Genomic DNA, 21,175 nt, shown 5'->3' on the forward strand with positions numbered 1-21,175 from the left:
ATCTGACAAGGGGGACCTACCTTGGAAGGCGTATATACACTGTTTGAGAAACCTCGAGACAGTGTGTCGTTTGACTCGATCCGCATTCGTGTCTCTTCTCCGGAAAAGATCCGCTCATGGTCCTACGGGGAAGTGAAGAAGCCGGAGACGATCAATTACCGTTCATTCAAGCCGGAGAAAGACGGGCTCTTCTGCGCCAAGATCTTCGGACCGACGAAAGATTGGGAGTGCAACTGCGGCAAATACAAGCGGATGAAGCACCGCGGGATCGTCTGCGATAAGTGCGGCGTGGAGGTGATTCAGTCCAAGGTCCGCCGGGAGCGGATGGGACATATCGAGCTGGCCGCGCCCGTGGCGCACATCTGGTTCCTGAAGGGCGTGCCCAGCCGCATCGGGACGTTGCTGGACATGAGCCTGAAGTCGCTCGAGAAAATTCTCTACTTCGAAAGTTATGTCGTCATCGATCCCGGGACGACGAATTTGAGCGAGAAGGAATTGGTGTCCGAGGACAAGCTGCGGGCGCTGCAAGCCGAATATGGAACCGGAGCCTTCAAGGTCGGCATCGGCGCCGAGGCGATCCGCGAGTTGCTCCGCCGCGTCGATATCAACGTGCTGTGGGACGACATGCACGCGAAGGCGCGCACGACGACGTCCGCGGCGGTGAAAAAGAAATATGCGAAGCGGCTGAAAGTGCTGGAGGCCTTCCGCCGCTCGGGCAACAAGCCCGAATGGATGATCATGGACGTTATCCCGGTGCTGCCGCCGGAGCTGCGGCCGCTGGTCCCGCTGGACGGCGGGCGGTTCGCGACGTCGGACCTGAACGATCTCTATCGCCGGGTGATCAACCGCAACAACCGGCTCAAGCGGCTGATCGAGCTGAAGGCGCCGGGCGTGATCATCCGGAACGAAATGCGCATGTTGCAAGAAGCCGTGGACGCCCTGTTCGACAACGGGCGGCGCGGGCGCGCGATCCGTGGCCCCAACAAGCGGCCGCTCAAGTCCTTGAGCGACATGCTCAAGGGGAAGCAGGGGCGCTTCCGGCAGAACCTCCTGGGCAAGCGGGTGGACTACTCGGGCCGGACGGTGATCGTGGTGGGACCGGAACTGCGGCTCAACCAGTGCGGCTTGCCCAAGAAAATGGCGCTGGAGCTGTTCAAGCCGTTCATCTTCCACAAGCTGGAGGAGCGCGGCGCGGCGACCACGATCAAGAGCGCGAAGCGGCTGGTCGAGAAAGAGCGTCCCGAGGTGTGGGACGTGCTGGACGAGGTGATTCGGGAGCATCCTGTGCTGCTGAACCGCGCGCCCACGCTGCACCGGCTCGGCATTCAGGCGTTCGATCCCGTGCTGGTCGAGGGCAAGGCGATCCGGCTGCATCCGTTGGTCTGCGCGGCCTTCAACGCGGACTTTGACGGCGACCAGATGGCCGTGCACGTGCCGCTGTCGGTGGAGGCGCAGATCGAAGCGCGCGTCCTGATGATGTCGATCAACAACATCCTGTCCCCCGCGAGCGGGAAGCCGATCGCGGTGCCCTCGCAGGACATGGTGTTGGGTTGCTATTGGCTGACCAAGGAACGGGCCGGGGCGCGAGGAGAAGGCAAGATCTTCGCGTCCCCGGAAGAGGTCCGGATTGCGTACGATGCGCGGGAGATCGAGGAGCATGCGCGCATCAAGGTGCGCATCAAAGGCAATCTCGTGCAGACCACCGTCGGGCGCGTGTTGCTGAGCGAGATTCTGCCGGCCTCGCTGCCGTTCAGTTTCGCCAATCAGTTGATGACGAAGAAGGAAATGACCAGGCTGATCGACGCGGTCTACCGGCAGGCCGGGCACAAGGAAACGGTCATGTTCCTGGACAAGATCAAGGCGACGGGCTTCCACTATGCCACCAAGGCCGGCGTGTCGATCTGCATCGACAATATGCATATTCCGACGCGAAAGGAAGAGCTGATCGGCAAGGCCCAGCACGAGGTGAACGAGATCGAGCGGCAATACAGCGACGGATTGATCACCAACGGCGAGCGTTACAACAAGGTGATCGACATCTGGGCGCATGTCACGGAGCAGGTGGCGGGCGAGATGATGAAGGAGTTGGGCGGCGGGGGCGATCCCAAGCGGCCCGAAGCCTTCAATCCGATCTTCATGATGGCCGACTCCGGGGCGCGGGGCAGCGCGCAACAGATCCGCCAGTTGGGCGGCATGCGCGGACTGATGGCCAAGCCGTCCGGCGAAATCATCGAGACGCCCATCACCGCCAATTTCCGGGAAGGGCTGACGGTGTTGCAGTACTTCATCTCGACCCACGGGGCCCGCAAGGGTCTGGCCGACACCGCGCTGAAGACCGCCAATTCGGGATACCTGACGCGCCGCCTGGTGGATGTCGCGCAGGACGTCATCGTGTCGGAGGACGATTGCGGCACCACCGACGGCATCATGGTCACGGCCCTGGTCGAAGGCGGCGAAGTCATCGAGCCGTTGGAAGAGCGGATTCTCGGCCGTCTGGCCGGGGAGGACATTCGCGATCCGGTGACCGGCGAGGTCATCGTCGGGTTGAACGAAGAGATCGACGAAGAGCGCGCCAAGGCGGTCGTCGAGGCTGGGTTGGACCGGGTGAAAATTCGATCCGTGCTGACCTGTCAGACGCCGCGCGGCGTTTGCAAGCGTTGCTACGGACGGGATCTGGCCCGCGGCCGATTGGTGGAGCGTGGCGAGCCGGTCGGGGTCATTGCCGCCCAGTCCATCGGCGAGCCCGGCACGCAGTTGACGATGCGCACCTTCCACATCGGCGGCACGGCGAGCAAGGTGGTCGAGCAGACCGTCTTGGAAGCCAAGCACGGCGGCCACATCAAGTACCTGAGCTTCGACGCCAAGAAGGGAGCCGACGTTCACAATCACAATGTTGCCGTGAAAAACAAGGAAGGCGACTGGGTGGTGATGAGCCGAAACGCGAAGATCGCGATCGTGGACGACACCGGCCGGGAGCGTGAAAAATATCCGGTGGTGTACGGCGCCAAGATCAAGATCAAGGACGGCGGTCCCGTCACGGTCGGGCAGAAACTGGTCGAATGGGATCCCTATTCGCTGCTGATTCTGACCGAGGTGGGCGGCCGCGTGGCGTACGGCGACATCGTCGAAGGCGTGACCATGAAAGAAGACGTCGACGAAGTCACCGGACTGTCGAGAAAAGTCGTGATCGAGCATACGGGCGCCAACCTCCGGCCCCGCGTGTCCATCAAGGACGAGCACGGCAAGACGGCCAAGGTGTCCGGCGCGACGGGCGTCGCCCGCTACCTGCTTCCAGTTGGCGCCCACATCCTGGTCGAGAAGGGTGCGACCGTGCAGCCCGGCGACGTGCTGGCGAAGATTCCGCGCGAAACGACCAAGACCAAGGACATCACCGGCGGTCTGCCTCGCGTGGCGGAATTGTTCGAGGCCAGGAAGCCGAAAGAACATGCCGTGATTAGCGAGATCGACGGCGAGGTCTCCTTCGGCGGATTCGTCAAGGGCATGCGGAAGGTGGTCGTGGATAACAAGATGGGCGATCAGAAGGAGTACTTCATTCCGAAGGGCAAGCACGTCAACGTGCATGAGGGCGATTGGGTGCGGGCCGGCGAGCCTTTGATGGACGGCTCGGCCAATCCCCACGACATTCTGGACGTGCTGGGTCCCAAGGAGCTGCAAAAATATCTCGTGGACGAAGTGCAGGATGTCTATCGGCTCCAGGGAGTCTCGATCAACGACAAGCACATCGAGATCATCGTGCGGCAAATGCTGCGCAAGGTGCGGATCGAAGATCCCGGCGACACGGAGTTCTTGCCGGGCAGCCAGGTCAGCAAATTCGCCTTCGAGGCCGAGAATGAAAAGGTATTGCAGAAAAACGGCCGTCCCGCCCTCGGCAAGCCGGTCCTGCTCGGCATCACGAAGGCGGCCCTCACCACCGAGAGCTTTGTGTCGGCCGCGTCGTTCCAGGAGACGACGCGCGTGCTGACGGAAGCGGCGATCAACGGCAAGGATGATCGTCTCTGGGGGCTCAAGGAAAATGTGATCGTCGGCCGGCTGATTCCGGCCGGTACCGGGTTTGCGGAATACCGCGATACCTTCGTCATCAGCCCGAAGAGAGAGGAAGAATTGGCTCCTCCTGCGGCCGTGCCGGTTGGCGCGACGGAAGGAAGCGCATCGGCCGGTGACAACGAGGGCTGAGGGGGCGAAAGGCCATCGCGTCGCCGCGGAGGCCTTGACAGAGGCAAGCGAGATCATTATAATCCGCCGGCTTTGCATATGAATTTTGTTGCGGAGCCGGCGTTGTCCGGAAACGCGCCATTCAAGAAGGAAATTTTCTGACACCATGCCCACGATCAATCAATTAGTCCGGCGCGGGAGACGCTTGGTCCGGAGCAAGACGAAAAGTCCTGCGCTCAAGCGCTGCCCTCAGAAGCGGGGCGTCTGTCTCCGCGTCTATACCACGACTCCCAAAAAGCCGAACTCCGCTCTCCGCAAGGTCGCCAGGGTGCGACTGACCAATGGAATCGAGGTCACGACCTACATTCCCGGCGTCGGGCACAATTTGCAAGAGCATTCGATCGTGCTGGTGCGCGGCGGTCGTGTGAAGGACTTGCCCGGCGTGCGGTACCACATTGTTCGCGGCACGCTGGACGCCGTCGGGGTGGCCGGCCGCAAGCAGGGGCGGTCGAAGTACGGCGCGAAGCGTCCGAAGTAGGGAATCATTAAGGCCGTCACCCGCCGGTTCGCGGGTTGTGAACTTTTTCGTGAGGATTTTCGCCGATGCCTCGTGGTGGACAAGTTTCGTTAAGAGAGACGCTGCCTGATCCCAAATTCGGGGACCGTCTTGTGGGTAAGTTCGTCAATGTGCTCATGTCGCGCGGGAAGAAGAGCACGGCGGAGCAAATTTGTTACGGCGCGTTTGAATTGATTCAGCAAAAGACCAACGGCGACCCGATGAAGGTCTTCCGTGCGGCGGTGGATAACGTCAAGCCCGTGGTTGAAGTGAAGTCTCGGCGTGTGGGTGGTGCCTCGTACCAGGTTCCTGTCGAGATTCGTCCTACCCGTCGTTTGTCCCTGGCCCTCCGGTGGATTGCCGAGTATGCACGAACGCGCTCGGGCAAGAGCATGGTCGACAAGCTCGCGGCTGAGCTGATAGACGCCGCCAACAATACCGGCGCCGCGGTGAAGAAGCGAGAGGATGTCCACCGTATGGCAGAGGCGAACAAGGCCTTTGCTCACTACCGCTGGTAGAGACCTGCACAAGACCGCATCGTCGTTCTGCTGAAGCAATTCGGCGGCATCGTTGTTTTGTTGTGATCGTTCGTGTGACCGAGGAGATTGTCCGTGGCTCGACAGACACCGCTTGAGCGGACCAGAAATATCGGCATCATGGCGCATATCGATGCGGGGAAGACGACCACGACCGAGCGCATTCTGTACTATACGGGCGTGTCGCACAAGATCGGCGAGGTGCACGAAGGCGCCGCGACCATGGACTGGATGGAGCAGGAGCGGGAGCGCGGCATTACGATCACGGCCGCGGCGACCACCTGTTTTTGGCGCGACCACCGGATCAATATCATCGACACGCCGGGTCACGTGGATTTCACGATCGAAGTGGAGCGGTCGCTCCGCGTGTTGGACGGCGCGGTGGCGGTGTTTGATTCGGTGCAGGGCGTCGAGCCGCAATCGGAAACCGTTTGGCGGCAGGCCGACAAATATCGGGTGCCGCGGATCGCGTTCATGAACAAGATGGACCGGGTCGGGGCAGATTTCTATGCCAGCGTCCAGTCCATCATCGATCGTCTGGGCGCCAATCCCGTGCCGATCCAGATTCCTATCGGGCGGGAGGCCGAATTCCGCGGCACCATCGACCTGGTCAAAATGAAGGCCTTTTATTACGACGACGAGACGCTGGGGGCCAAGTATGAAGTGAGAGAGATCCCGGCGAACTTGTTGGAGCAGGCCCAGCAGTACCGTGAAAAGATGCTGGAGGCCGTGGCCGAGCATGATGAACAGGTGCTTGAAAAATATCTCAACGGCCAGCCGCTGACCGAAGAAGAAATCATCCGCGCCATTCGGGCCGGGGCCGTCACGATGAAGGCTGTGCCGGTGCTCTGCGGGTCGGCGTTCAAGAACAAGGGCGTCCAGCAGCTCCTCGACGCGGTGGTCGAATATTTGCCTTCTCCGTTGGATATTCCGCCGGTCGCGGGCGTGGACCCGAATTCCGGCAAGGAGCTGACCAGGCGCACGGCCGATGACGAGGCGTTCTCCGCGCTGGCGTTCAAGATCATGACGGATCCGTTTGCCGGACAGTTGACCTTCTTCCGGGTGTATTCCGGCATGTTGAAGACCGGCACCGCGGTGCTCAATCAGACCAAGGGCACCAAGGAGCGCGTCGGCCGGCTTTTGAAGATGCACGCCAACAAGCGTGAGGAGATCGACACCGTCTATGCTGGCGATATTGCGGCGGCGGTCGGTCTCCGAAGCGCCGGGACCGGGGATACGCTCTGTGATGAGAAACAGCCGATCCTCCTTGAGGTCATGAAATTTCCTGAGCCGGTTATCGCGATGGCGATCGAGCCCAAGACCAAGCCGGATCAGGAGAAGTTGGGGTTCTCGCTCCAAAAGCTGGCGCAGGAAGATCCTTCCTTCCGCGTGAAGACGGACGAGGAGACCGGGCAGACCATTATCTCGGGAATGGGCGAATTGCATCTTGAGATCATCGTGGATCGATTGCTGCGCGAGTTTAAGGTCGAGGCCAATGTCGGAAAGCCTGAAGTGGCCTATCGGGAGACTATCAAGCGCCAGGCCGAAGCCGAGGGGAAATATATCAAGCAGACCGGCGGTCGAGGGCAGTACGGCCATGTGGTCCTGACGGTGGAGCCGTCCGAGCCGGGCAAGGGGCTGGAGTTCGTCAACAAGATCGTCGGCGGCGCCGTCCCCAAGGAATACATCCCCGCGATCGAAAAGGGAGTCCGGGAGCGGATGGAAACGGGCGTCCTCGCCGGCTATCCCATGCGGGATGTTCGGGTGACGGTCATCGACGGCTCGTACCACGATGTCGATTCGAGCGAGATGGCGTTTAAAATTGCGGCCTCGATGGGCTTCCAGGAGGCCTGCCGAAAGGCCGATGCCGTGTTGCTCGAGCCGATCATGAAGGTTGAGGTGCTCGTCCCGCAGGAATTTATGGGTGATGTGATCGGCAACCTGAATGGACGGCGCGGCAAGGTGCAGGGGATCAAGGTTCGGGCCGGATCCCAGGCCATCGAGGCGGCGGTTCCGCTGGCCGAAATGTTCGGGTACGCCACGGACCTTCGGTCGCGGACTCAGGGGCGTGCCACGTACAGCATGGAGTTTGATCGCTACGATCAGGTGCCGAAGCAGATAGCGGAAGCCATCATTGCTAAGAATCGAGGCGAATGACAGTCGTTGTGAGGATGATGGGGGAGGAGTGAGGCATGGCGAAGGCGAAATTTGAGCGAAAGAAGCCGCACGTGAACATTGGGACGATCGGGCACGTGGACCACGGCAAGACGACCTTGACGAGCGCGCTGACGAAGATTTCGAGCGACAAGGGGATGGCGAAGTTCGTGAGCTACGACGAGGTGGCGAAGGCGAGCGAGAGCCAGGGGCGGCGGGACGCGACGAAGATCATGACGATCGCCATCAGCCACGTGGAGTATGAGACGGACAAGCGGCACTATGCCCACGTCGACTGTCCCGGCCACGCGGACTATGTGAAGAACATGATCACGGGGGCGGCCCAGATGGACGGGGCGATCCTGGTGGTGAGTGCCGCGGACGGGCCGATGCCGCAGACGCGGGAGCATATTCTGTTGGCCCGGCAGGTGGGGGTGCCCTACATCGTGGTGTTTTTGAACAAGGCGGACAAGGTGGATGATCCGGAGCTGCTGGAGTTGGTGGAGGTGGAGGTGCGGGAGCTCCTGAGCAAGTACGATTTTCCGGGGGACAAGATCCCGATCATCCAGGGTTCGGCGCTGAAGGCGGTGGAGGGGGATCAAGGGCCGTTGGGGGTGCCGTCGATTTTGAAGTTGTTGGAGGCGATCGACAGTTACATTCCGACGCCGACGCGGGCGATCGACAAGCCGTTTTTGATGCCGATCGAGGACGTGTTCACGATCAGCGGGCGGGGGACGGTGGTGACGGGGCGGTGCGAGCGGGGCGTGGTGAAGGTGGGGGATGAGATTGAGATCGTGGGGTTGCGGCCGACGCAGAGCACGGTGGTGACCGGGGTGGAGATGTTCCGCAAGGTCTTGGATGAAGGGCAGGCGGGGGACAACATCGGGGTGCTGCTGCGGGGACGAAGAAAAAGAGGAAGTGGAGCGGGGGATGGTGCTGGCGAAGCCGAAGAGCATCACGCCGCATACGAAGTTCAAGGCGGAGATCTATGTGTTGACGAAGGAAGAGGGGGGGCGGCACACGCCGTTCTTCAACGGGTACCGGCCGCAGTTCTATTTCCGGACGACGGACGTGACGGGGGTGGTGCAGTTGAATCCGGGGGTGGAGATGGTGATGCCGGGGGACAATGTGACGGTGACGGCGGAGTTGATCAGTCCGATCGCGATGGATCAGGGGCTGCGCTTCGCGGTGCGGGAGGGCGGCAAGACCGTCGGCTCTGGCGTGGTCACGGAAATCTTGGCGTAAGGGACAGTGATTTCTAGCATGGGGAGTGTGGTCTGGTGAGAGTCGATCAACGGATCAGGATCAGATTGAGGGGGTTCGATTACCGCGTGTTGGACCAATCGGTCGCGGAGATCGTCGATACGGTTCGGCGAAGCGGCGCCAAGGTCGTGGGGCCCATTCCGTTGCCGACCAGGATCGAACGGATCACCGTACAACGCGCCACCCACTGCGATAAAAAGTCCCGGGAGCAGTTTGAAGTGCGCACGCACAAGCGCCTGCTCGATATTGTCGAGCCGACCCCCGAGACGATGGATTCCCTGATGAAGTTGAATCTGGCGGCCGGAGTCGACGTCGAGATCAAGCTGTAAGCGTGACAGAGATGACAAACGGACTGATCGGCAAAAAGTTGGGGATGACGCAGGTCTACGGGGACGGGAACGCCTTGATTCCCGTGACGGTGATCGAGGTGGGGCCTTGTCGGGTGGTGCAGGTCAAGACCAGGGACCGGGACGGGTATGAGGCGGTTCAGTTGGCCTATGGAGAGGTGAAGGAGCGGAAGGTGTCTCGGGCTGCTCGCGGGCACTTGAAGGCGTCCCAAAGTCCGGCCAGCCGGATCCTGCGCGAATTCAAGCCTGTCGGGGACGTGGCGCTCGGGCAGGTGGTGAAGGCCGATCTCTTCAAAAAGGGCGATGTGGTGGACGTCATCGGAATCTCCAAAGGCAAGGGCTTTCAAGGTGTCGTCAAGCGGCACCATTATGCAGGAGGTCCCGAATCGCACGGGTCAATGTTCCATCGGGCTCCTGGGTCCATCGGCAGCAGCTCGTACCCCTCCCGCGTGTGGAAGAACAAGACCCTGCCCGGGCAGATGGGGAACGAGCGGGTGACCGCGCAGGCGCTGCAGGTCGTCGAGGCTCGGCCCGATGAAAATCTGCTGCTTGTGAGGGGATCGGTGCCGGGAGCGGAGAACGGGATTGTGATCATTCGAAAGTCGAAGAAAGGCTAAGCCGTGCCGTCCGTCGATGTGGTTGACCTCAATAAGCGCAAAGTGGGTACGGTGGAATTGCCGGCCGCCGTCTTCGGCCAAACTGCCAACAAAGTCTTGGTGCATGAGGCGGTGGTGATGCAGCGGGCCGGCGAGCGGCAAGGCACCGCCTCCACGCTTCGGCGCGGAGAGGTGAGCGGGTCGGGAAAGAAGCCGTGGAAGCAAAAACATACGGGGCGGGCGCGAGCCGGGTCGGTGCGCTCTCCGGTATGGCGCCACGGCGGCAGCGTGTTCGGACCTAAGCCGCGTTCGTATGGGTACGGCATTCCCAAGCAAAAATACCATCGCGCGCTGCAGATGGCGTTGTCCTCAAAGGTAGCGGCCGGCGACCTGGTGGTGGTGGACGACCTCACCATGGCGGCTCCTAAAACTCGTCAATTGGAGAAGGTCCTGGCGCAACTGGGGGTGAAGAAAACAAGCCTGCTGGTGGTCGGCGAAGGGGCGGGGGATGTGGTCAAGGCGGCCCGCAATCTTCCCGGCGTGAAGGTGGTTTCGCCTGAACGGCTGAGCGTCTACGATGTGTTGCGGTACGACTCGCTCGTGATTGCGCAGCCGATTCTGAGCCGAATTCAGGAGGCCTGGGCATGAGTGAGAAGTTGCATCAAGTGCTCATCCGTCCTCTGATCACAGAAAAGGTGACCAGCCTCCGGGAGTCCGGCAATACCGTGGCGTTCGTTGTGAGCTCACGGGCCAACCGTGTGGAAGTCCGGCGGGCGGTCGAGTCGTTGCTCAAGGTCAAGGTCGAGCGGGTCAATATTCTGAATGTGATGGGAAAAACCAAGCGATTGGGGCGTTTTGTCGGAAAAAAGCAGGACTGGAAAAAGGCCCTGGTGACGTTGAAAGCCGGCGAAAAGCTCGAATTGTACGAAAGCGTCTGATCACGCATTGCGAATAGGTTGACGATGGCGTTGCGAATCTATCAGCCAACTTCCCCCGGTCGTCGCGGCATGACGGCGCTGACCGGCGAGGAATTATCGAAAAAGCGTCCTGAAAAGGCGTTAACGGTGTTTCTCCACCGGACGGGGGGGCGAAATTCCGACGGGCATCAAACCCTCCGATTCCGTGGGGCTGGACACAAGCGCCTGTATCGCCAGATCGACTTTAAGCGGAACAAGCTTGCGATTCCGGCCAAAGTTGTGGCCATTGAATACGATCCGAACCGGTCGGCGCGCATCGCCCTCCTGCATTACCGCGACGGCGAGAAGCGCTATATCCTGGCCCCCGACGGCCTCGCGGTGGGCCGCACCGTCGAGTCAGGGCCCGAGGTGGAAGTGCGAGTGGGGAATGCGTTGCCGTTGGCCAATATGCCGTTGGGCACGACCGTGCACAATATTGAGCTCAGGCCGGGCAAGGGAGGGCAGTTGATCCGGAGCGCCGGCAGCTTTGCGCAGGTCATGGGGCGCGACGGCGGCTATGTGCAGATCCGACTCAAGTCTGGTGAGATGCGGAAGGTGCTGGGGGCCTGTATGGCCACCGTCGGGCAGGTCGGCAATTTGGACCACGAAAATATCGCCGTCGGGAAGGCGGGCCGGTCCCGTTGGCTGGGACGACGCCCGCATGTGCGAGGGGTGGTAATGAACCCCGTGGACCATCCCCACGGCGGCGGCGAAGGAAAATCCGGCCAGGGGAATCCGCATCCGGTCTCGCCTTGGGGGCTTCCCACCAAGGGATACAAGACCAGGAATAATAAATCGACCGAGAAATTCATCATCGCCCGGCGGAAGAAGTAGCGCGGAGGAAGAGGATGCCGAGATCAGTCGCGAAAGGCGCGTTTGTCGATGGGCACTTGCTCAAGAAGGTCGAGCAAATGAACGCGTCGCGGGACAAAAAGCTCATCAAGACCTGGTCGCGCCGGTCCACGGTGGTGCCGGACATGATCGGGCATACCTTCGCGGTGCATAACGGGAAGAAGTTCGTGCCGGTCTATGTGACGGAAAATATGGTCGGGCACAAACTGGGCGAGTTTTCTCCCACGCGATTTTTCAAGGGACACGGACAGGCCAAAACGGAAAAGGCCGTGCCGTTGAAGTAGGGGTTGTCGAGATGGCTGAAGCAAGAGCGGTGCTCCGGTATGTGCGTGTGTCGCCTCGAAAAGCCAGGCCGGTGGTGGATCTGATCCGCGGCCAACAGGTCCCGAAGGCGCTGGCGTTGTTGAGCCACACGCCGCGCGCCGCGGCCAAGGTCGTGGAGAAGCTGCTGCGCTCCGCCGTGTCCAACGCCGAGCAAAAGAACATCGATGACGCGGACAATCTCTGGGTAGCCCGCGCCTTCGTGAACGGGGGGCCCATTCTGAAGCGCTTTCGATCGCGGTCTATGGGCCGCGCCAATTCGATCCATAAACGAACCAGCCACATTACGATCGTGGTCGGCACCAAAGGGAAGCCGGTATCGGCCTGATCGAATTGCCGGCGGGGCCTTGCGCCGCGCCGCCATGCTTTAACGTAGAGAAGGGTGTATGGGACAGAAATCTCATCCGTACGGACTGCGCCTGGGGTATAGCACCAACTGGACATCTCGCTGGTACGCATCCAAGGACTATGCGCGGCTGCTGCATCAGGACATCCGGATCAAGCGGATGGTGAAGGACCGGCTGTACCACGCCGGCGTCGCCAAAGTCGAAATCGAACGATCGGGAGACCAAACGCGGGTGATCATCCACACCGCTCGTCCCGGCATCATCATCGGGCGCAAAGGAGCGGAGGTCGATAAGCTGAAGGCGGCGATCGAAAAGCAATACGGCGGACAGGTCTATATCAACGTGAAAGAGATCAAGAAGCCGGAGCTCGACGCTCAACTGGTCAGCGAAAATATCGCCACCCAATTGGAAAAGCGGGTCGCGTTTCGGCGGGCGATGAAGCGCAGTGTGGCCGCGGCGCTGCGATTGGGCGCCCAGGGGATCAAGATTTCCTGCGCCGGTCGACTGGCCGGAGCGGAGATCGCCAGGACTGAATGGTATCGGGAAGGCCGTGTGCCGCTGCATACCCTGCGGGCCGACATCGAATATGGATTCGCCGAAGCGAAGACCACCATGGGGCAGATCGGCGTCAAGACGTGGATCTACAAGGGCGAAGTCGTTCCTCAACAACAAGGCAAGGCTGAACTCGGGCTGGCTCGTCAGGACGGCCGCGCGGTGACATTGTAGCGCCGTCTCATCGCCATCGTGCGCGCGTGAAATCGGGGGAATCGTGTTAGCGCCAAAGAAAGTCAAGTTTCGGAAGATGATGAAAGGGCGGATGCGGGGGAAAGCCTATCGCGGATCCTCGCTCACCCTGGGTGAGTATGGGCTCAAGGCGCTCGAGCCGGGCTGGATCACGAGTCGCCAAATTGAAGCGGCCCGCATCGCCATCACGAGGTTTGTGAAGCGGGGAGGGCAAGTCTGGACCAGAATCTTTCCGGACAAGCCGATCACCAAGAAGCCGGCTGAAACCCGTATGGGAAAGGGGAAGGGCAACCCGGAGTATTGGGTGGCGGTCGTCAAGCCCGGCCGCATTCTCTATGAGATGGACGGCGTGACGCACGACGTGGCGCACGAGGCGCTTCGGTTGGCCGCGCATAAGCTGCCCGTGGCGACGAAGGTCGTGACGCGGGGAGCACTGGACGCATAGGGAGACGCAACGCCATGGACGCCAAGGATGTGCGCGGTCTGACGGACGAAGAACTGCGCGAGAAAGAACGCCAGTTGCAGCAGGAGCTGTTCAACTATCGGTTCCAAATGGCCACGGGTCGGCTGGAGAATCCCATGCTGGTCCGGAAGACCAGAAGAGACTTGGCGCGGGTCAAGGGTATTCGCCGCGAAGCGGCCTTGGCCAAGAAGACACTGTAGTCGTGAACGCCGAATCGGGAAGGACGATGGACACAACGGAGAAGGACAGATCGGGTCGGCGCGAATGCGTCGGGCACGTCATTAGCAACAAGATGATGAAAACCGTGGTGGTCGGCGTGCAACGGACCGTCACGCATCCCAAGTATCACAAGGTCATGCGGCGAGTGACCAAGCTGAAGGCGCATGACGAACAGGGGCAATGCCAGGTCGGCGATTTCGTGCGATTGGTGGAGACGCGTCCGATCAGCAAGCACAAACACTGGCGTGTGCTTGAGATCGTGGCCAAGCGAGGATGATCGAGGCGGATTGATGTCGGCGAAGCGAGAGTCGAGCACGCGATGATTCAGAACTATACATACATGGATGTGGCGGATAACTCCGGCGCCAGGCAAGTGATGTGTTTTCACGTCCTCGGCGGCTCCGGCCGGCGGTACGGATCGCTGGGGGACGTCGTCGTGGTGGCCGTCAAGGAAGCCATTCCCCAGGCGTCCGTAAAAAAGGGCGATGTCAGCCGGGCGGTCATTGTGCGGACCACCAAGGGGGTGCGCCGGGAAGACGGCTCCTACATCAAGTTCGACCGGAACGCCTGTGTCTTGATCAATGCCCAGGGCGAGCCGATCGGGACGCGCATCTTCGGCCCTGTGGCGCGGGAACTGCGGTGGAAAAAGTTCATGAAGATCATTTCTCTGGCTCCGGAAGTGTTGTGAACGGCGGGAGAGAGGACGGCTCGGTATGCAGGCGCTGAAGAAGTCTCGGATCAAAAAAGGGGATACCGTCGTCGTGATCTCCGGTCGGGAGCGGGGAAAGAGCGGCAAGGTCCTCTCGGTTCACCCGGGGACGGCCAAGGTTCTGGTTGAAAAACTCAACATGATCAAGCGGCACACCAAGCCGAATCCGAAAGTGCGGCAAGGCGGGATTGTCGAACGGGAGGCCCCGTTGCCGATTTCCAACGTCATGCTGCTCTGTCCGGCGACGCAGAAGCCGACGCGCGTGGGCATCAAAGTCATGGACGATGGCCGCCGCGTGCGGATGAGCAAGCAATCTCAGCAGGCGATTGAATAATCATGAGTCCGAAAGATTCTCCAAAAGGCAAGTCGGAAAAGCCCGCGGGCGGAAAGCCTGCGGCCGGGAAGCCGTCGGGCGGGAGAAAGAAAGAGCCGGCGCTGGCGGCGGCGGAGACCGAATCGACTCCCGATAGTCAGGCCGGAATGTCGCGGGTGGTTGAGCGATACAAGGAGCAGGTTGTGCCGGCGCTGATCAAGGAGTTCGGCTACAAGAATCCCATGCAGGTGCCGAGGCTGAATCGAATCGTCCTCAACGTCGGGATGGGGGAGGCGATCCAGAACGTGAAGTTGCTGGAAAGCGCGGCGACGGAGTTGGGCATCATCACCGGGCAGCGTCCGGTGATCACCCGGGCGAAGAAGGCCATCGCGGGTTTCAAGCTCCGACAGGGCATGCCGATCGGCGTCAAGGTCACGTTGCGGGCCAAACGCATGTATGAGTTTTTCGACCGGCTCGTCAGCGTCGCCCTTCCGCGCATCCGGGATTTTCGCGGGGTGTCCGCCAAGGCGTTCGACGGCCGCGGCAATTACACGCTCGGGCTGAAGGAGCAGTTGATTTTTCCCGAGATTCAATACGATTCGGTGGCCTCGATCCACGGCATGGACATCACGTTCGTGACGACGGCCAAGACCAACGACGAAGGGAAGGCCTTGCTCAAACATATGGGAGTTCCGTTCCGTACGTAAGGAGCGGGCAGAAGGCGGCTCATGGGGCGAGGCGGTTGAAGGCCGCTTCCGGTGAACGGAGGACAAGGGCGTGGCAAGACTAGCGCTGAAACTGAAGGCTGCAAGAGATCCCAAATTCAAGGTGCGGGCGTATCATCGCTGTCCCCTCTGCGGCCGAGTGCGCGGCTATTTGAACCGCTTTGAGATGTGCCGCATTTGCTTTCGGTTCTTGAGTCTCAGGGGGGAAGTTCCCGGAGTCCGCAAATCCAGTTGGTGAGCAAGGCGAGGGCGGGCGAATTCACGTGAGGTGAGAGTTTCCGATGGTCACGGACCCAATTGCAGATTTATTGAACCGAATCCGAAACGCAGCCCAACGGGGCCATGATGCGGTGGTCGTTCCCGCGTCGAAGATGAAGGGCGAGATTTTGCGCATCCTCAAGGAGGAGGGATTCATCGGCCCGTTTGAAAAATCGGACGCCGGCGGACATCCGGCCTTCAAGATCGAATTGCGCTACGTCGAGCAGGGCCGACCGGTCATCGCGGGCACGGCGCGCATCAGCCGACCGGGCCGGAGGGTGTATGTCGGCAAGCAAGACGTTCCCAAGACTCGAGGCGGGCTGGGCGTGACCATCGTGTCGACATCCAAGGGGGTCATGACGGAACGAGAATGCCGGCGGGCAGGGCTGGGCGGAGAGGTGCTCTGTTCGGTTTGGTAAGGAGTCCGGGCGCTCGCGGCAGGTTGTGGAGTTATCCATATGTCACGAATCGGGAAAAAACCGCTTCAGATTCCGGCTGGGGTTGATGTCAAAGTCGCGGGGAACGTGGTCACCGTCAAGGGGCCGTTGGGCCAATTGACATGGCCGCTGGCCCAGGGCCTCTCGGTGGCCGTTCAGGACAACACGGTCAACGTGACCCGGCAAAGCGAGGAGCGGAATGTGCGAGCGATGCACGGGCTGACCAGGGCGGAATTGGGCAATATGGTGGCCGGAGTCACCAAGGGATATGAGAGAACCTTGGAGATCAACGGGGTCGGGTACAAGGCGCAGTTGCAGGGCAAGACCATGAGCTTCAACGTCGGCTACATCAACCCGATCGAGTTTCCATTGCCGGCCGGGATCGACGCGAAAATCGACAAGCAGACCGTGATCACGCTTCGCGGGATCGACAAGCGGTTGATCGGGCAGGTGGCGGCGAAATTGCGCGCGATCAAGCCGCCCGACGTCTATAAGCAGAAGGGCATCAAGTACGCGGGTGAAGCGCTTCGTAAGAAGGAAGGCAAGACCGGGAAGTAGGAGATCGTCGCATGTTCACCGCAAAGAAAGCCGAGACCCTTGAGCGCCGTCGTCAGCGCATTCGCAAGCGAATTTTTGGGACGGAAGAGCGGCCCCGGCTCAGCGTGTATCGGAGCCGGAGCCACATCTACGCCCAGATCATCAATGATCTGACGGGCCGTACGCTGGTGTCCGCTTCGACGCTTGACGCGGCGTTGAAACAATCACTCAAATCCACGGGGACCGTCGAAGCGGCCAAAGCAGTCGGACTCCTGTTGGCTGAACGGGCCAAGGCCGCCCATGTCGGTGCGGTGGTGTTTGACCGAGGGGGGCGGCCGTACCACGGGCGCATCAAAGCGTTGGCCGATGCCTCCCGCGAAGGCGGCCTTCAATTTTAGCGGCCGAGGTGGTCGAGAGGCAGGATGGCGATGAGCGCCGCCGATACCATCTCGTCTTTGACCACGTACTGAGAAGGGGAATCACACTTGGCACGAATTAACGCCGACGAGTTGAGTCTGAAGGACAAGGTCATCTTTATTAACCGTGTGGCCAAGGTCGTCAAGGGCGGGAAACGATTCAACTTCTGTGCGCTTGTGGCGGTCGGCGACGGACAAGGCTGGGTGGGAATTGGGAAGGGCAAGGCCGCGGAAGTGCCGGCGGCTATTTCCAAGGCCGTCGAACAGGCCAAGAAACACCTGGTTCAGATTCCTGTCTTGAAGGGCACGATCCCGCACGAAGTGGAAGGACGGTTCGGCGCCGAGCATATTATCTTGAAGCCCGCCGCCCCGGGGACCGGCATCATTGCGGGCGGCGCGGTACGCACCATCGTCGAACTGGCCGGCGTGCACAATATCATCGCCAAGACATTGGGAAGAGGCAACCCTTTCAACGCGGTTCGAGCGGCGTTGAACGGACTGTCGCAGCTCCGCAATCCAGACGAAGTGTTCCGAATCCGCCGCGGTCAGGCGGAAGGCCCCGCGGCCGCAACAGCCGGCTGAGATGAGGTGAAGACGTGGCACAAGCGGACAAGCCGGCGCAGACACGACAACTGGTGGTCACCCTGAAGCGAAGCATGATCGGCACGCCCATGCGCCATCGCCTGGTGCTGCGTGGGCTGCGCCTGAGGCGGCCGAACCAGTCGGTGATCCTCCCGGACACGGCGCAAGTGAGAGGCATGATCCAGAAGGTCAATTACCTTCTTGAGGTGACGCATCAATGAAGCTCTTTGATCTGGCTCCGGCAAAAGGGGCGACGAAGCCACGAAAGCGAATCGGACGAGGGCCCGGCTCAGGCCACGGGAAGACGTCCACCAAAGGACACAAGGGGCTGTTGGCGCGCTCCGGCGGGGGAAAGCAACCGGGCTTCGAAGGCGGACAAATGCCGCTGATTCGCCGTGTGCCGAAGTTCGGGTTCCGGAATCCCACGCGCATCGAATACGCGGTGGTGAATTTGGACGCCTTATCCAGGCTGTCGGCCGGGGATCCAGTCACGCCGCAGATGTTGGTCGAAGCAGGGCTGGTCAAGCACAAAACCTGGCCGGTCAAGATCTTGGGAAGCGGCGAACTGACTCGGCCGCTTGTGATTCAGGCGCACAAGTTCAGCAAGTCCGCCGAAGCAAAAATCCAGGCGGCTGGTGGGAGGGCTGAGGTCATCCGAGGTGTTTGAGCGACTTCTCACAAGCTTCCACAACATTCTCAAGATTCCCGAGCTACGGACGCGTATCCTGTTTACGCTGGGGATGCTCGTCGTCTATCGGATCGGGGCCCATATCCCGACGCCGGGAATCAATAATGACGAGCTCGCGAAGTTCCTGATCGAGAAGGGAGGGTCGTTACTGGGGTTTCTGGACATCTTCTCCGGCGGGGCCCTGTCCCGGCTGACGATCTTTGCGTTGGGGATCATGCCCTACATCAGCGCATCGATCATCCTACAGTTGCTGACGGTGGTGATTCCCCATCTGGCCAAGCTGGCCAAGGAGGGAGAGCGGGGACGGAAGAAGATCATCCAGTACACGCGGTTCGGCACGATCGGCATCGCTCTGATTCAGGGGTTTGGCATCGCGATCGGCCTGGAAGGCATGAACCAGGGCGCCTTCGTGCTCAATCCGGGCTGGGGTTTTCGCTTGATGACGGTGATCACGCTCACCGCCGGCACCGGGTTCCTGATGTGGCTGGGCGAGCAGATCACCGAACGAGGCATCGGGAACGGCATTTCGTTGATCATTTTCGCGGGGATCGTGGCGCGCCTCCCGAGCGCCGTGGCCCAGACCTACGATCTGTACCAGGTCGGCCAGTTGAACTTCTTTGTGCTGCTGTTGCTCGGCCTGATCATGTTGGCCGTCGTCGGCGCCATCGTGTTTTTGGAAAGTGGGCGGCGAAAGATTCCCGTGCAATACGCCAAGCGGGTGGTCGGCCGTCGGGTGTACGGAGGGCAGAGCACGCATATTCCGTTGAAGATCAACACGGCGGGGGTGATCCCGCCGATTTTTGCATCCTCGCTGATCGCGTTTCCGGCGACGATCGCTGGATTTATCCAGGTCCCGTGGGTGCAATCGATCGGGGGGCAATTGGCACCAGGATCCGTCCTCTACACCCTGCTCTATGTCGGGCTGATCGTGTTTTTCTGTTTCTTTTATACGGCGGTGGTGCTCAACCCTGTCGATATGGCGGACAACATGAAGAAGTACGGGGGGTTTATTCCCGGCATTCGGCCCGGACAGAACACCTCGGACTTCATCTATAAAGTGCTGACGCGGATCACCTTCGCCGGCGCCATTTATCTGGCGATTGTGTGCGTGATCCCCGAGATTTTGATCTATCGGTTGAACGTGCCGTTTTACTTCGGCGGCACCTCGTTGCTCATTGTGATCGGCGTCGGTTTGGACACGGCCCAGCAGATCGAGTCGCACATGCTGATGAGAAATTACGAAGGGTTTCTCGGCGGCCATAAGCCGCTGCCGGGCCGGCGGTAGCCGGCACGGCGGAAGCGGACGGAACGAAACCATGCGAGTCGTCTTCTTAGGCGCGCCGGGAGTGGGGAAGGGAACGCAGGCCGATCGGATCGCGGCACAAACCAATCAGCCGAAAATTTCGACCGGCGATTTGTTGCGCGAAGCGGTCAAGAAACAGACGGCGCTGGGGCTTCAAGCCAAATCCTACATGGATCGGGGGGCTCTGGTTCCGGATGAGGTGGTCATCGGCATGGTCCGCGAAAAACTCGGCGAACCGGCCTGTGCCAAGGGCTTTATTCTGGATGGGTTCCCGCGCACGGTCGCCCAGGCGGAAGCATTGCAGCGGCTGCTTGAAGACAACAGGATGACGCTCGATCGCGTCGTGAACTTTGCCGTGCCGGTCGGCGACATCGTCAAGCGGTTGAGCGGGCGCCGCAGTTGCGGCAAGTGTCAGGCCGTGTACCACGTGGACTTCGCGCCCCCTCGCGTCGCGGAGATCTGCGACCGTTGCGGCGCGGCCTTGGTCCAGCGCAGCGATGACAAGCCCGACACCGTCGAAGCCCGGTTGCGGGTCTATGAGGAGCAGACCGCGCCGTTGATTCGGTATTATCAGGGGAAGCATCTTCTGGCGGATCTTGACGGATCCGGTTCCGTCGAGGTCGTCAGTGGTCGCCTCCAGCGTGTGCTGGGCCCGCTGATGCATACATGATCATCCTAAAGACCGCCGGCGAAATCGACACGATGGCAGAAGCAGCGCGGGTGGTGGCTGAAACGCTTGAGGTGCTCAAGAAAGAAGTCAGGCCGGGAATCACCACCGAATATCTCGATCGGATCGCTGAAGAGAATATCCGGATGAGAGGGGCGCTTCCCGCGTTCAAGGGATATCGCAATTATCCGAGGACGCTGTGCGCGTCCGTGAATCAGGAAGTCGTGCACGGGATTCCATCAAAGCGGGTTCTCAAAGAGGGCGACATTATCGGGTTGGATCTCGGCGCAATCGTGGAAGGGTTTTACGGAGATTCGGCGTTGACGGTTGCCGTAGGGACCGTCGATCCCGCCGTCGAGCGGCTGATCCGCGTGACCGAAGCCGCGCTGTATGCCGGAATCGAGCAGGCCGTGGTCGGGAACCGGCTGTCGGATATCTCCCATGCCGTGCAAACCTGTGTCGAGGCCGCTGGTTACTCCGTTGTCACGGATTTCGTCGGGCACGGGATCGGGCGGCAACTGCACGAAGAGCCGCAGGTGCCGAACTACGGGAAGCCCGGACAAGGGCCGCGGTTGAAGTGGGGCATGGTCCTGGCGATCGAACCGATGGTCAATGCGGGCGGGAGCGCGGTGCGGGTGCTGGACGATCAGTGGACGGCCGTTACGGTGGACGGAAGCCTGTCCGCCCATTTTGAGCATACGATTGCCATTCAGCCGAGCGGTCCGGCCCGCGTGCTGTCGCAGGCATCGGGGGCGCGATTGCACGGCAGGGCCTGAAGGAGGCGTCACGAGCGTGTCCAAGGAAGATGTCATCGAGGTGCAGGGCACGGTCTCCGAGACCCTTCCCAATGCCATGTTCCGGGTGGAGCTGGAGAACGGGCACAAGATCCTGGCTCACATCTCGGGCAAGATGCGGATGCACTTCATCCGGATTCTGCCGGGAGATAAGGTGACGGTGCAGCTCTCGCCGTACGATTTGACCCGGGGACGGATTACATATCGCTTCAAATGACG

At 60.9% G+C, this 21,175-nt stretch carries 29 protein-coding genes and 1 pseudogene; all 30 read left to right on the top strand.

Features of this window, described 5'->3' with window-relative positions; all coding sequences use genetic code 11:
* Window positions 1–21 precede the first annotated feature (21 nt).
* Entirely contained in the window at window positions 22–4,194 is a 4,173-nt protein-coding gene (gene rpoC, locus QWI75_RS07960) for a DNA-directed RNA polymerase subunit beta' (protein WP_370693555.1), read from the top strand.
* 145 nt (window positions 4,195–4,339) lie between these two features.
* Window positions 4,340–4,711 (top strand): 30S ribosomal protein S12, encoded by a 372-nt coding sequence (gene rpsL, locus QWI75_RS07965; RefSeq protein WP_289268164.1) that lies wholly within the window; start codon window positions 4,340–4,342, stop codon window positions 4,709–4,711.
* A gap of 65 nt (window positions 4,712–4,776) precedes the next feature.
* Complete coding sequence (gene rpsG / locus QWI75_RS07970) at window positions 4,777–5,247, top strand: 30S ribosomal protein S7 (protein WP_289268165.1); 471 nt, start codon at window positions 4,777–4,779, stop codon at window positions 5,245–5,247.
* Window positions 5,248–5,340: 93 nt separating this feature from the next.
* Window positions 5,341–7,422 (top strand): elongation factor G, encoded by a 2,082-nt coding sequence (fusA, locus tag QWI75_RS07975; protein WP_289268166.1) that lies wholly within the window; start codon window positions 5,341–5,343, stop codon window positions 7,420–7,422.
* A gap of 35 nt (window positions 7,423–7,457) precedes the next feature.
* Window positions 7,458–8,664, top strand: a pseudogene (gene tuf / locus QWI75_RS07980) (elongation factor Tu).
* 35 nt (window positions 8,665–8,699) lie between these two features.
* Entirely contained in the window at window positions 8,700–9,011 is a 312-nt protein-coding gene (gene rpsJ, locus QWI75_RS07985) for a 30S ribosomal protein S10 (RefSeq protein WP_289268167.1), read from the top strand.
* 11 nt (window positions 9,012–9,022) lie between these two features.
* Window positions 9,023–9,646 carry a 50S ribosomal protein L3 gene (gene rplC / locus QWI75_RS07990; RefSeq protein ID WP_289268168.1) on the top strand — a complete coding sequence of 208 codons (624 nt, stop codon included), beginning with the start codon at window positions 9,023–9,025 and terminating at the stop codon, window positions 9,644–9,646.
* Between the two features lie 3 nt (window positions 9,647–9,649).
* Window positions 9,650–10,273: a 50S ribosomal protein L4 gene (rplD, locus tag QWI75_RS07995; protein WP_289268169.1), complete on the top strand. Its 624-nt coding sequence runs from the start codon at window positions 9,650–9,652 to the stop codon at window positions 10,271–10,273.
* Window positions 10,270–10,563: a 50S ribosomal protein L23 gene (rplW, locus tag QWI75_RS08000; RefSeq protein WP_289268170.1), complete on the top strand. Its 294-nt coding sequence runs from the start codon at window positions 10,270–10,272 to the stop codon at window positions 10,561–10,563. Before rplD ends, rplW begins: the two co-directional genes overlap by 4 nt.
* A 24-nt stretch (window positions 10,564–10,587) precedes the next feature.
* Window positions 10,588–11,415, top strand: coding sequence for a 50S ribosomal protein L2 (gene rplB, locus QWI75_RS08005; protein ID WP_289268171.1), 828 nt, complete (start codon window positions 10,588–10,590; stop codon window positions 11,413–11,415).
* Window positions 11,416–11,429: 14 nt separating this feature from the next.
* Window positions 11,430–11,717: a 30S ribosomal protein S19 gene (gene rpsS / locus QWI75_RS08010; RefSeq protein WP_289268172.1), complete on the top strand. Its 288-nt coding sequence runs from the start codon at window positions 11,430–11,432 to the stop codon at window positions 11,715–11,717.
* A gap of 11 nt (window positions 11,718–11,728) precedes the next feature.
* Complete coding sequence (gene rplV, locus QWI75_RS08015) at window positions 11,729–12,082, top strand: 50S ribosomal protein L22 (RefSeq protein WP_289268173.1); 354 nt, start codon at window positions 11,729–11,731, stop codon at window positions 12,080–12,082.
* 58 nt (window positions 12,083–12,140) lie between these two features.
* Entirely contained in the window at window positions 12,141–12,827 is a 687-nt protein-coding gene (gene rpsC, locus QWI75_RS08020) for a 30S ribosomal protein S3 (protein ID WP_289268174.1), read from the top strand.
* A gap of 43 nt (window positions 12,828–12,870) precedes the next feature.
* Window positions 12,871–13,290: a 50S ribosomal protein L16 gene (gene rplP / locus QWI75_RS08025; RefSeq protein ID WP_289268175.1), complete on the top strand. Its 420-nt coding sequence runs from the start codon at window positions 12,871–12,873 to the stop codon at window positions 13,288–13,290.
* A 14-nt stretch (window positions 13,291–13,304) separates the two neighbouring features.
* Complete coding sequence (rpmC, locus tag QWI75_RS08030) at window positions 13,305–13,508, top strand: 50S ribosomal protein L29 (protein ID WP_289268176.1); 204 nt, start codon at window positions 13,305–13,307, stop codon at window positions 13,506–13,508.
* A 26-nt stretch (window positions 13,509–13,534) separates the two neighbouring features.
* On the top strand, window positions 13,535–13,804 hold the full coding sequence (gene rpsQ, locus QWI75_RS08035; RefSeq protein WP_289268177.1) for a 30S ribosomal protein S17: 270 nt from the start codon (window positions 13,535–13,537) through the stop codon (window positions 13,802–13,804).
* Between the two features lie 42 nt (window positions 13,805–13,846).
* Entirely contained in the window at window positions 13,847–14,215 is a 369-nt protein-coding gene (rplN, locus tag QWI75_RS08040) for a 50S ribosomal protein L14 (RefSeq protein ID WP_289268178.1), read from the top strand.
* Window positions 14,216–14,240: 25 nt separating this feature from the next.
* On the top strand, window positions 14,241–14,570 hold the full coding sequence (gene rplX / locus QWI75_RS08045) for a 50S ribosomal protein L24 (RefSeq protein ID WP_289268179.1): 330 nt from the start codon (window positions 14,241–14,243) through the stop codon (window positions 14,568–14,570).
* A 146-nt stretch (window positions 14,571–14,716) separates the two neighbouring features.
* Window positions 14,717–15,256, top strand: a complete 540-nt coding sequence (rplE, locus tag QWI75_RS08050) for a 50S ribosomal protein L5 (protein ID WP_289271640.1) — start codon at window positions 14,717–14,719, stop codon at window positions 15,254–15,256.
* A 70-nt stretch (window positions 15,257–15,326) separates the two neighbouring features.
* Window positions 15,327–15,512 carry a type Z 30S ribosomal protein S14 gene (locus QWI75_RS08055; RefSeq protein WP_289268180.1) on the top strand — a complete coding sequence of 62 codons (186 nt, stop codon included), beginning with the start codon at window positions 15,327–15,329 and terminating at the stop codon, window positions 15,510–15,512.
* A 43-nt stretch (window positions 15,513–15,555) separates the two neighbouring features.
* The gene (gene rpsH, locus QWI75_RS08060) at window positions 15,556–15,951 is read left to right on the top strand and encodes a 30S ribosomal protein S8 (RefSeq protein WP_289268181.1); all 396 of its coding nucleotides are present in this window, start codon (window positions 15,556–15,558) and stop codon (window positions 15,949–15,951) included.
* Between the two features lie 39 nt (window positions 15,952–15,990).
* Window positions 15,991–16,527 (top strand): 50S ribosomal protein L6, encoded by a 537-nt coding sequence (gene rplF / locus QWI75_RS08065; RefSeq protein WP_289268182.1) that lies wholly within the window; start codon window positions 15,991–15,993, stop codon window positions 16,525–16,527.
* A gap of 11 nt (window positions 16,528–16,538) precedes the next feature.
* Complete coding sequence (rplR, locus tag QWI75_RS08070) at window positions 16,539–16,904, top strand: 50S ribosomal protein L18 (RefSeq protein ID WP_289268183.1); 366 nt, start codon at window positions 16,539–16,541, stop codon at window positions 16,902–16,904.
* A gap of 87 nt (window positions 16,905–16,991) precedes the next feature.
* Window positions 16,992–17,504 (top strand): 30S ribosomal protein S5, encoded by a 513-nt coding sequence (rpsE, locus tag QWI75_RS08075; RefSeq protein WP_289268184.1) that lies wholly within the window; start codon window positions 16,992–16,994, stop codon window positions 17,502–17,504.
* Window positions 17,505–17,518: 14 nt separating this feature from the next.
* Window positions 17,519–17,725: a 50S ribosomal protein L30 gene (gene rpmD, locus QWI75_RS08080; RefSeq protein ID WP_289268185.1), complete on the top strand. Its 207-nt coding sequence runs from the start codon at window positions 17,519–17,521 to the stop codon at window positions 17,723–17,725.
* Window positions 17,722–18,171, top strand: a complete 450-nt coding sequence (rplO, locus tag QWI75_RS08085) for a 50S ribosomal protein L15 (RefSeq protein WP_289268186.1) — start codon at window positions 17,722–17,724, stop codon at window positions 18,169–18,171. The genes rpmD and rplO overlap by 4 nt, the downstream gene beginning before the upstream one ends.
* A complete protein-coding gene (secY, locus tag QWI75_RS08090; RefSeq protein WP_289268187.1) occupies window positions 18,164–19,477 on the top strand; it encodes a preprotein translocase subunit SecY in 1,314 nt (437 codons plus the stop codon). Before rplO ends, secY begins: the two co-directional genes overlap by 8 nt.
* A 31-nt stretch (window positions 19,478–19,508) precedes the next feature.
* A complete protein-coding gene (locus tag QWI75_RS08095) occupies window positions 19,509–20,165 on the top strand; it encodes an adenylate kinase (protein WP_289268188.1) in 657 nt (218 codons plus the stop codon).
* Window positions 20,162–20,938 (top strand): type I methionyl aminopeptidase, encoded by a 777-nt coding sequence (gene map, locus QWI75_RS08100; RefSeq protein WP_289268189.1) that lies wholly within the window; start codon window positions 20,162–20,164, stop codon window positions 20,936–20,938. The genes QWI75_RS08095 and map overlap by 4 nt, the downstream gene beginning before the upstream one ends.
* 16 nt (window positions 20,939–20,954) lie before the next feature.
* A complete protein-coding gene (gene infA / locus QWI75_RS08105; RefSeq protein WP_289268190.1) occupies window positions 20,955–21,173 on the top strand; it encodes a translation initiation factor IF-1 in 219 nt (72 codons plus the stop codon).
* Window positions 21,174–21,175 lie beyond the last annotated feature (2 nt).

The organism is Nitrospira tepida, from assembly GCF_947241125.1.
Classification (GTDB): domain Bacteria; phylum Nitrospirota; class Nitrospiria; order Nitrospirales; family Nitrospiraceae; genus Nitrospira_G; species Nitrospira_G tepida.

Coding starts and splice junctions, on each gene's coding strand:
- rpsL (WP_289268164.1), top strand. CDS start 4,340: ATGCCCACGATCAATCAATTAGTCCGGCGCGGGAGACGCTTGGTCCGG.
- rpsG (WP_289268165.1), top strand. CDS start 4,777: ATGCCTCGTGGTGGACAAGTTTCGTTAAGAGAGACGCTGCCTGATCCC.
- rplC (WP_289268168.1), top strand. CDS start 9,023: ATGACAAACGGACTGATCGGCAAAAAGTTGGGGATGACGCAGGTCTAC.
- rplW (WP_289268170.1), top strand. CDS start 10,270: ATGAGTGAGAAGTTGCATCAAGTGCTCATCCGTCCTCTGATCACAGAA.
- rplB (WP_289268171.1), top strand. CDS start 10,588: ATGGCGTTGCGAATCTATCAGCCAACTTCCCCCGGTCGTCGCGGCATG.
- rpsS (WP_289268172.1), top strand. CDS start 11,430: ATGCCGAGATCAGTCGCGAAAGGCGCGTTTGTCGATGGGCACTTGCTC.
- rplV (WP_289268173.1), top strand. CDS start 11,729: ATGGCTGAAGCAAGAGCGGTGCTCCGGTATGTGCGTGTGTCGCCTCGA.
- rpsC (WP_289268174.1), top strand. CDS start 12,141: ATGGGACAGAAATCTCATCCGTACGGACTGCGCCTGGGGTATAGCACC.
- rpmC (WP_289268176.1), top strand. CDS start 13,305: ATGGACGCCAAGGATGTGCGCGGTCTGACGGACGAAGAACTGCGCGAG.
- rpsQ (WP_289268177.1), top strand. CDS start 13,535: ATGGACACAACGGAGAAGGACAGATCGGGTCGGCGCGAATGCGTCGGG.
- rplN (WP_289268178.1), top strand. CDS start 13,847: ATGATTCAGAACTATACATACATGGATGTGGCGGATAACTCCGGCGCC.
- rplX (WP_289268179.1), top strand. CDS start 14,241: ATGCAGGCGCTGAAGAAGTCTCGGATCAAAAAAGGGGATACCGTCGTC.
- rplE (WP_289271640.1), top strand. CDS start 14,717: ATGTCGCGGGTGGTTGAGCGATACAAGGAGCAGGTTGTGCCGGCGCTG.
- rpsH (WP_289268181.1), top strand. CDS start 15,556: ATGGTCACGGACCCAATTGCAGATTTATTGAACCGAATCCGAAACGCA.
- rplF (WP_289268182.1), top strand. CDS start 15,991: ATGTCACGAATCGGGAAAAAACCGCTTCAGATTCCGGCTGGGGTTGAT.
- rplR (WP_289268183.1), top strand. CDS start 16,539: ATGTTCACCGCAAAGAAAGCCGAGACCCTTGAGCGCCGTCGTCAGCGC.
- rplO (WP_289268186.1), top strand. CDS start 17,722: ATGAAGCTCTTTGATCTGGCTCCGGCAAAAGGGGCGACGAAGCCACGA.
- QWI75_RS08095 (WP_289268188.1), top strand. CDS start 19,509: ATGCGAGTCGTCTTCTTAGGCGCGCCGGGAGTGGGGAAGGGAACGCAG.
- map (WP_289268189.1), top strand. CDS start 20,162: ATGATCATCCTAAAGACCGCCGGCGAAATCGACACGATGGCAGAAGCA.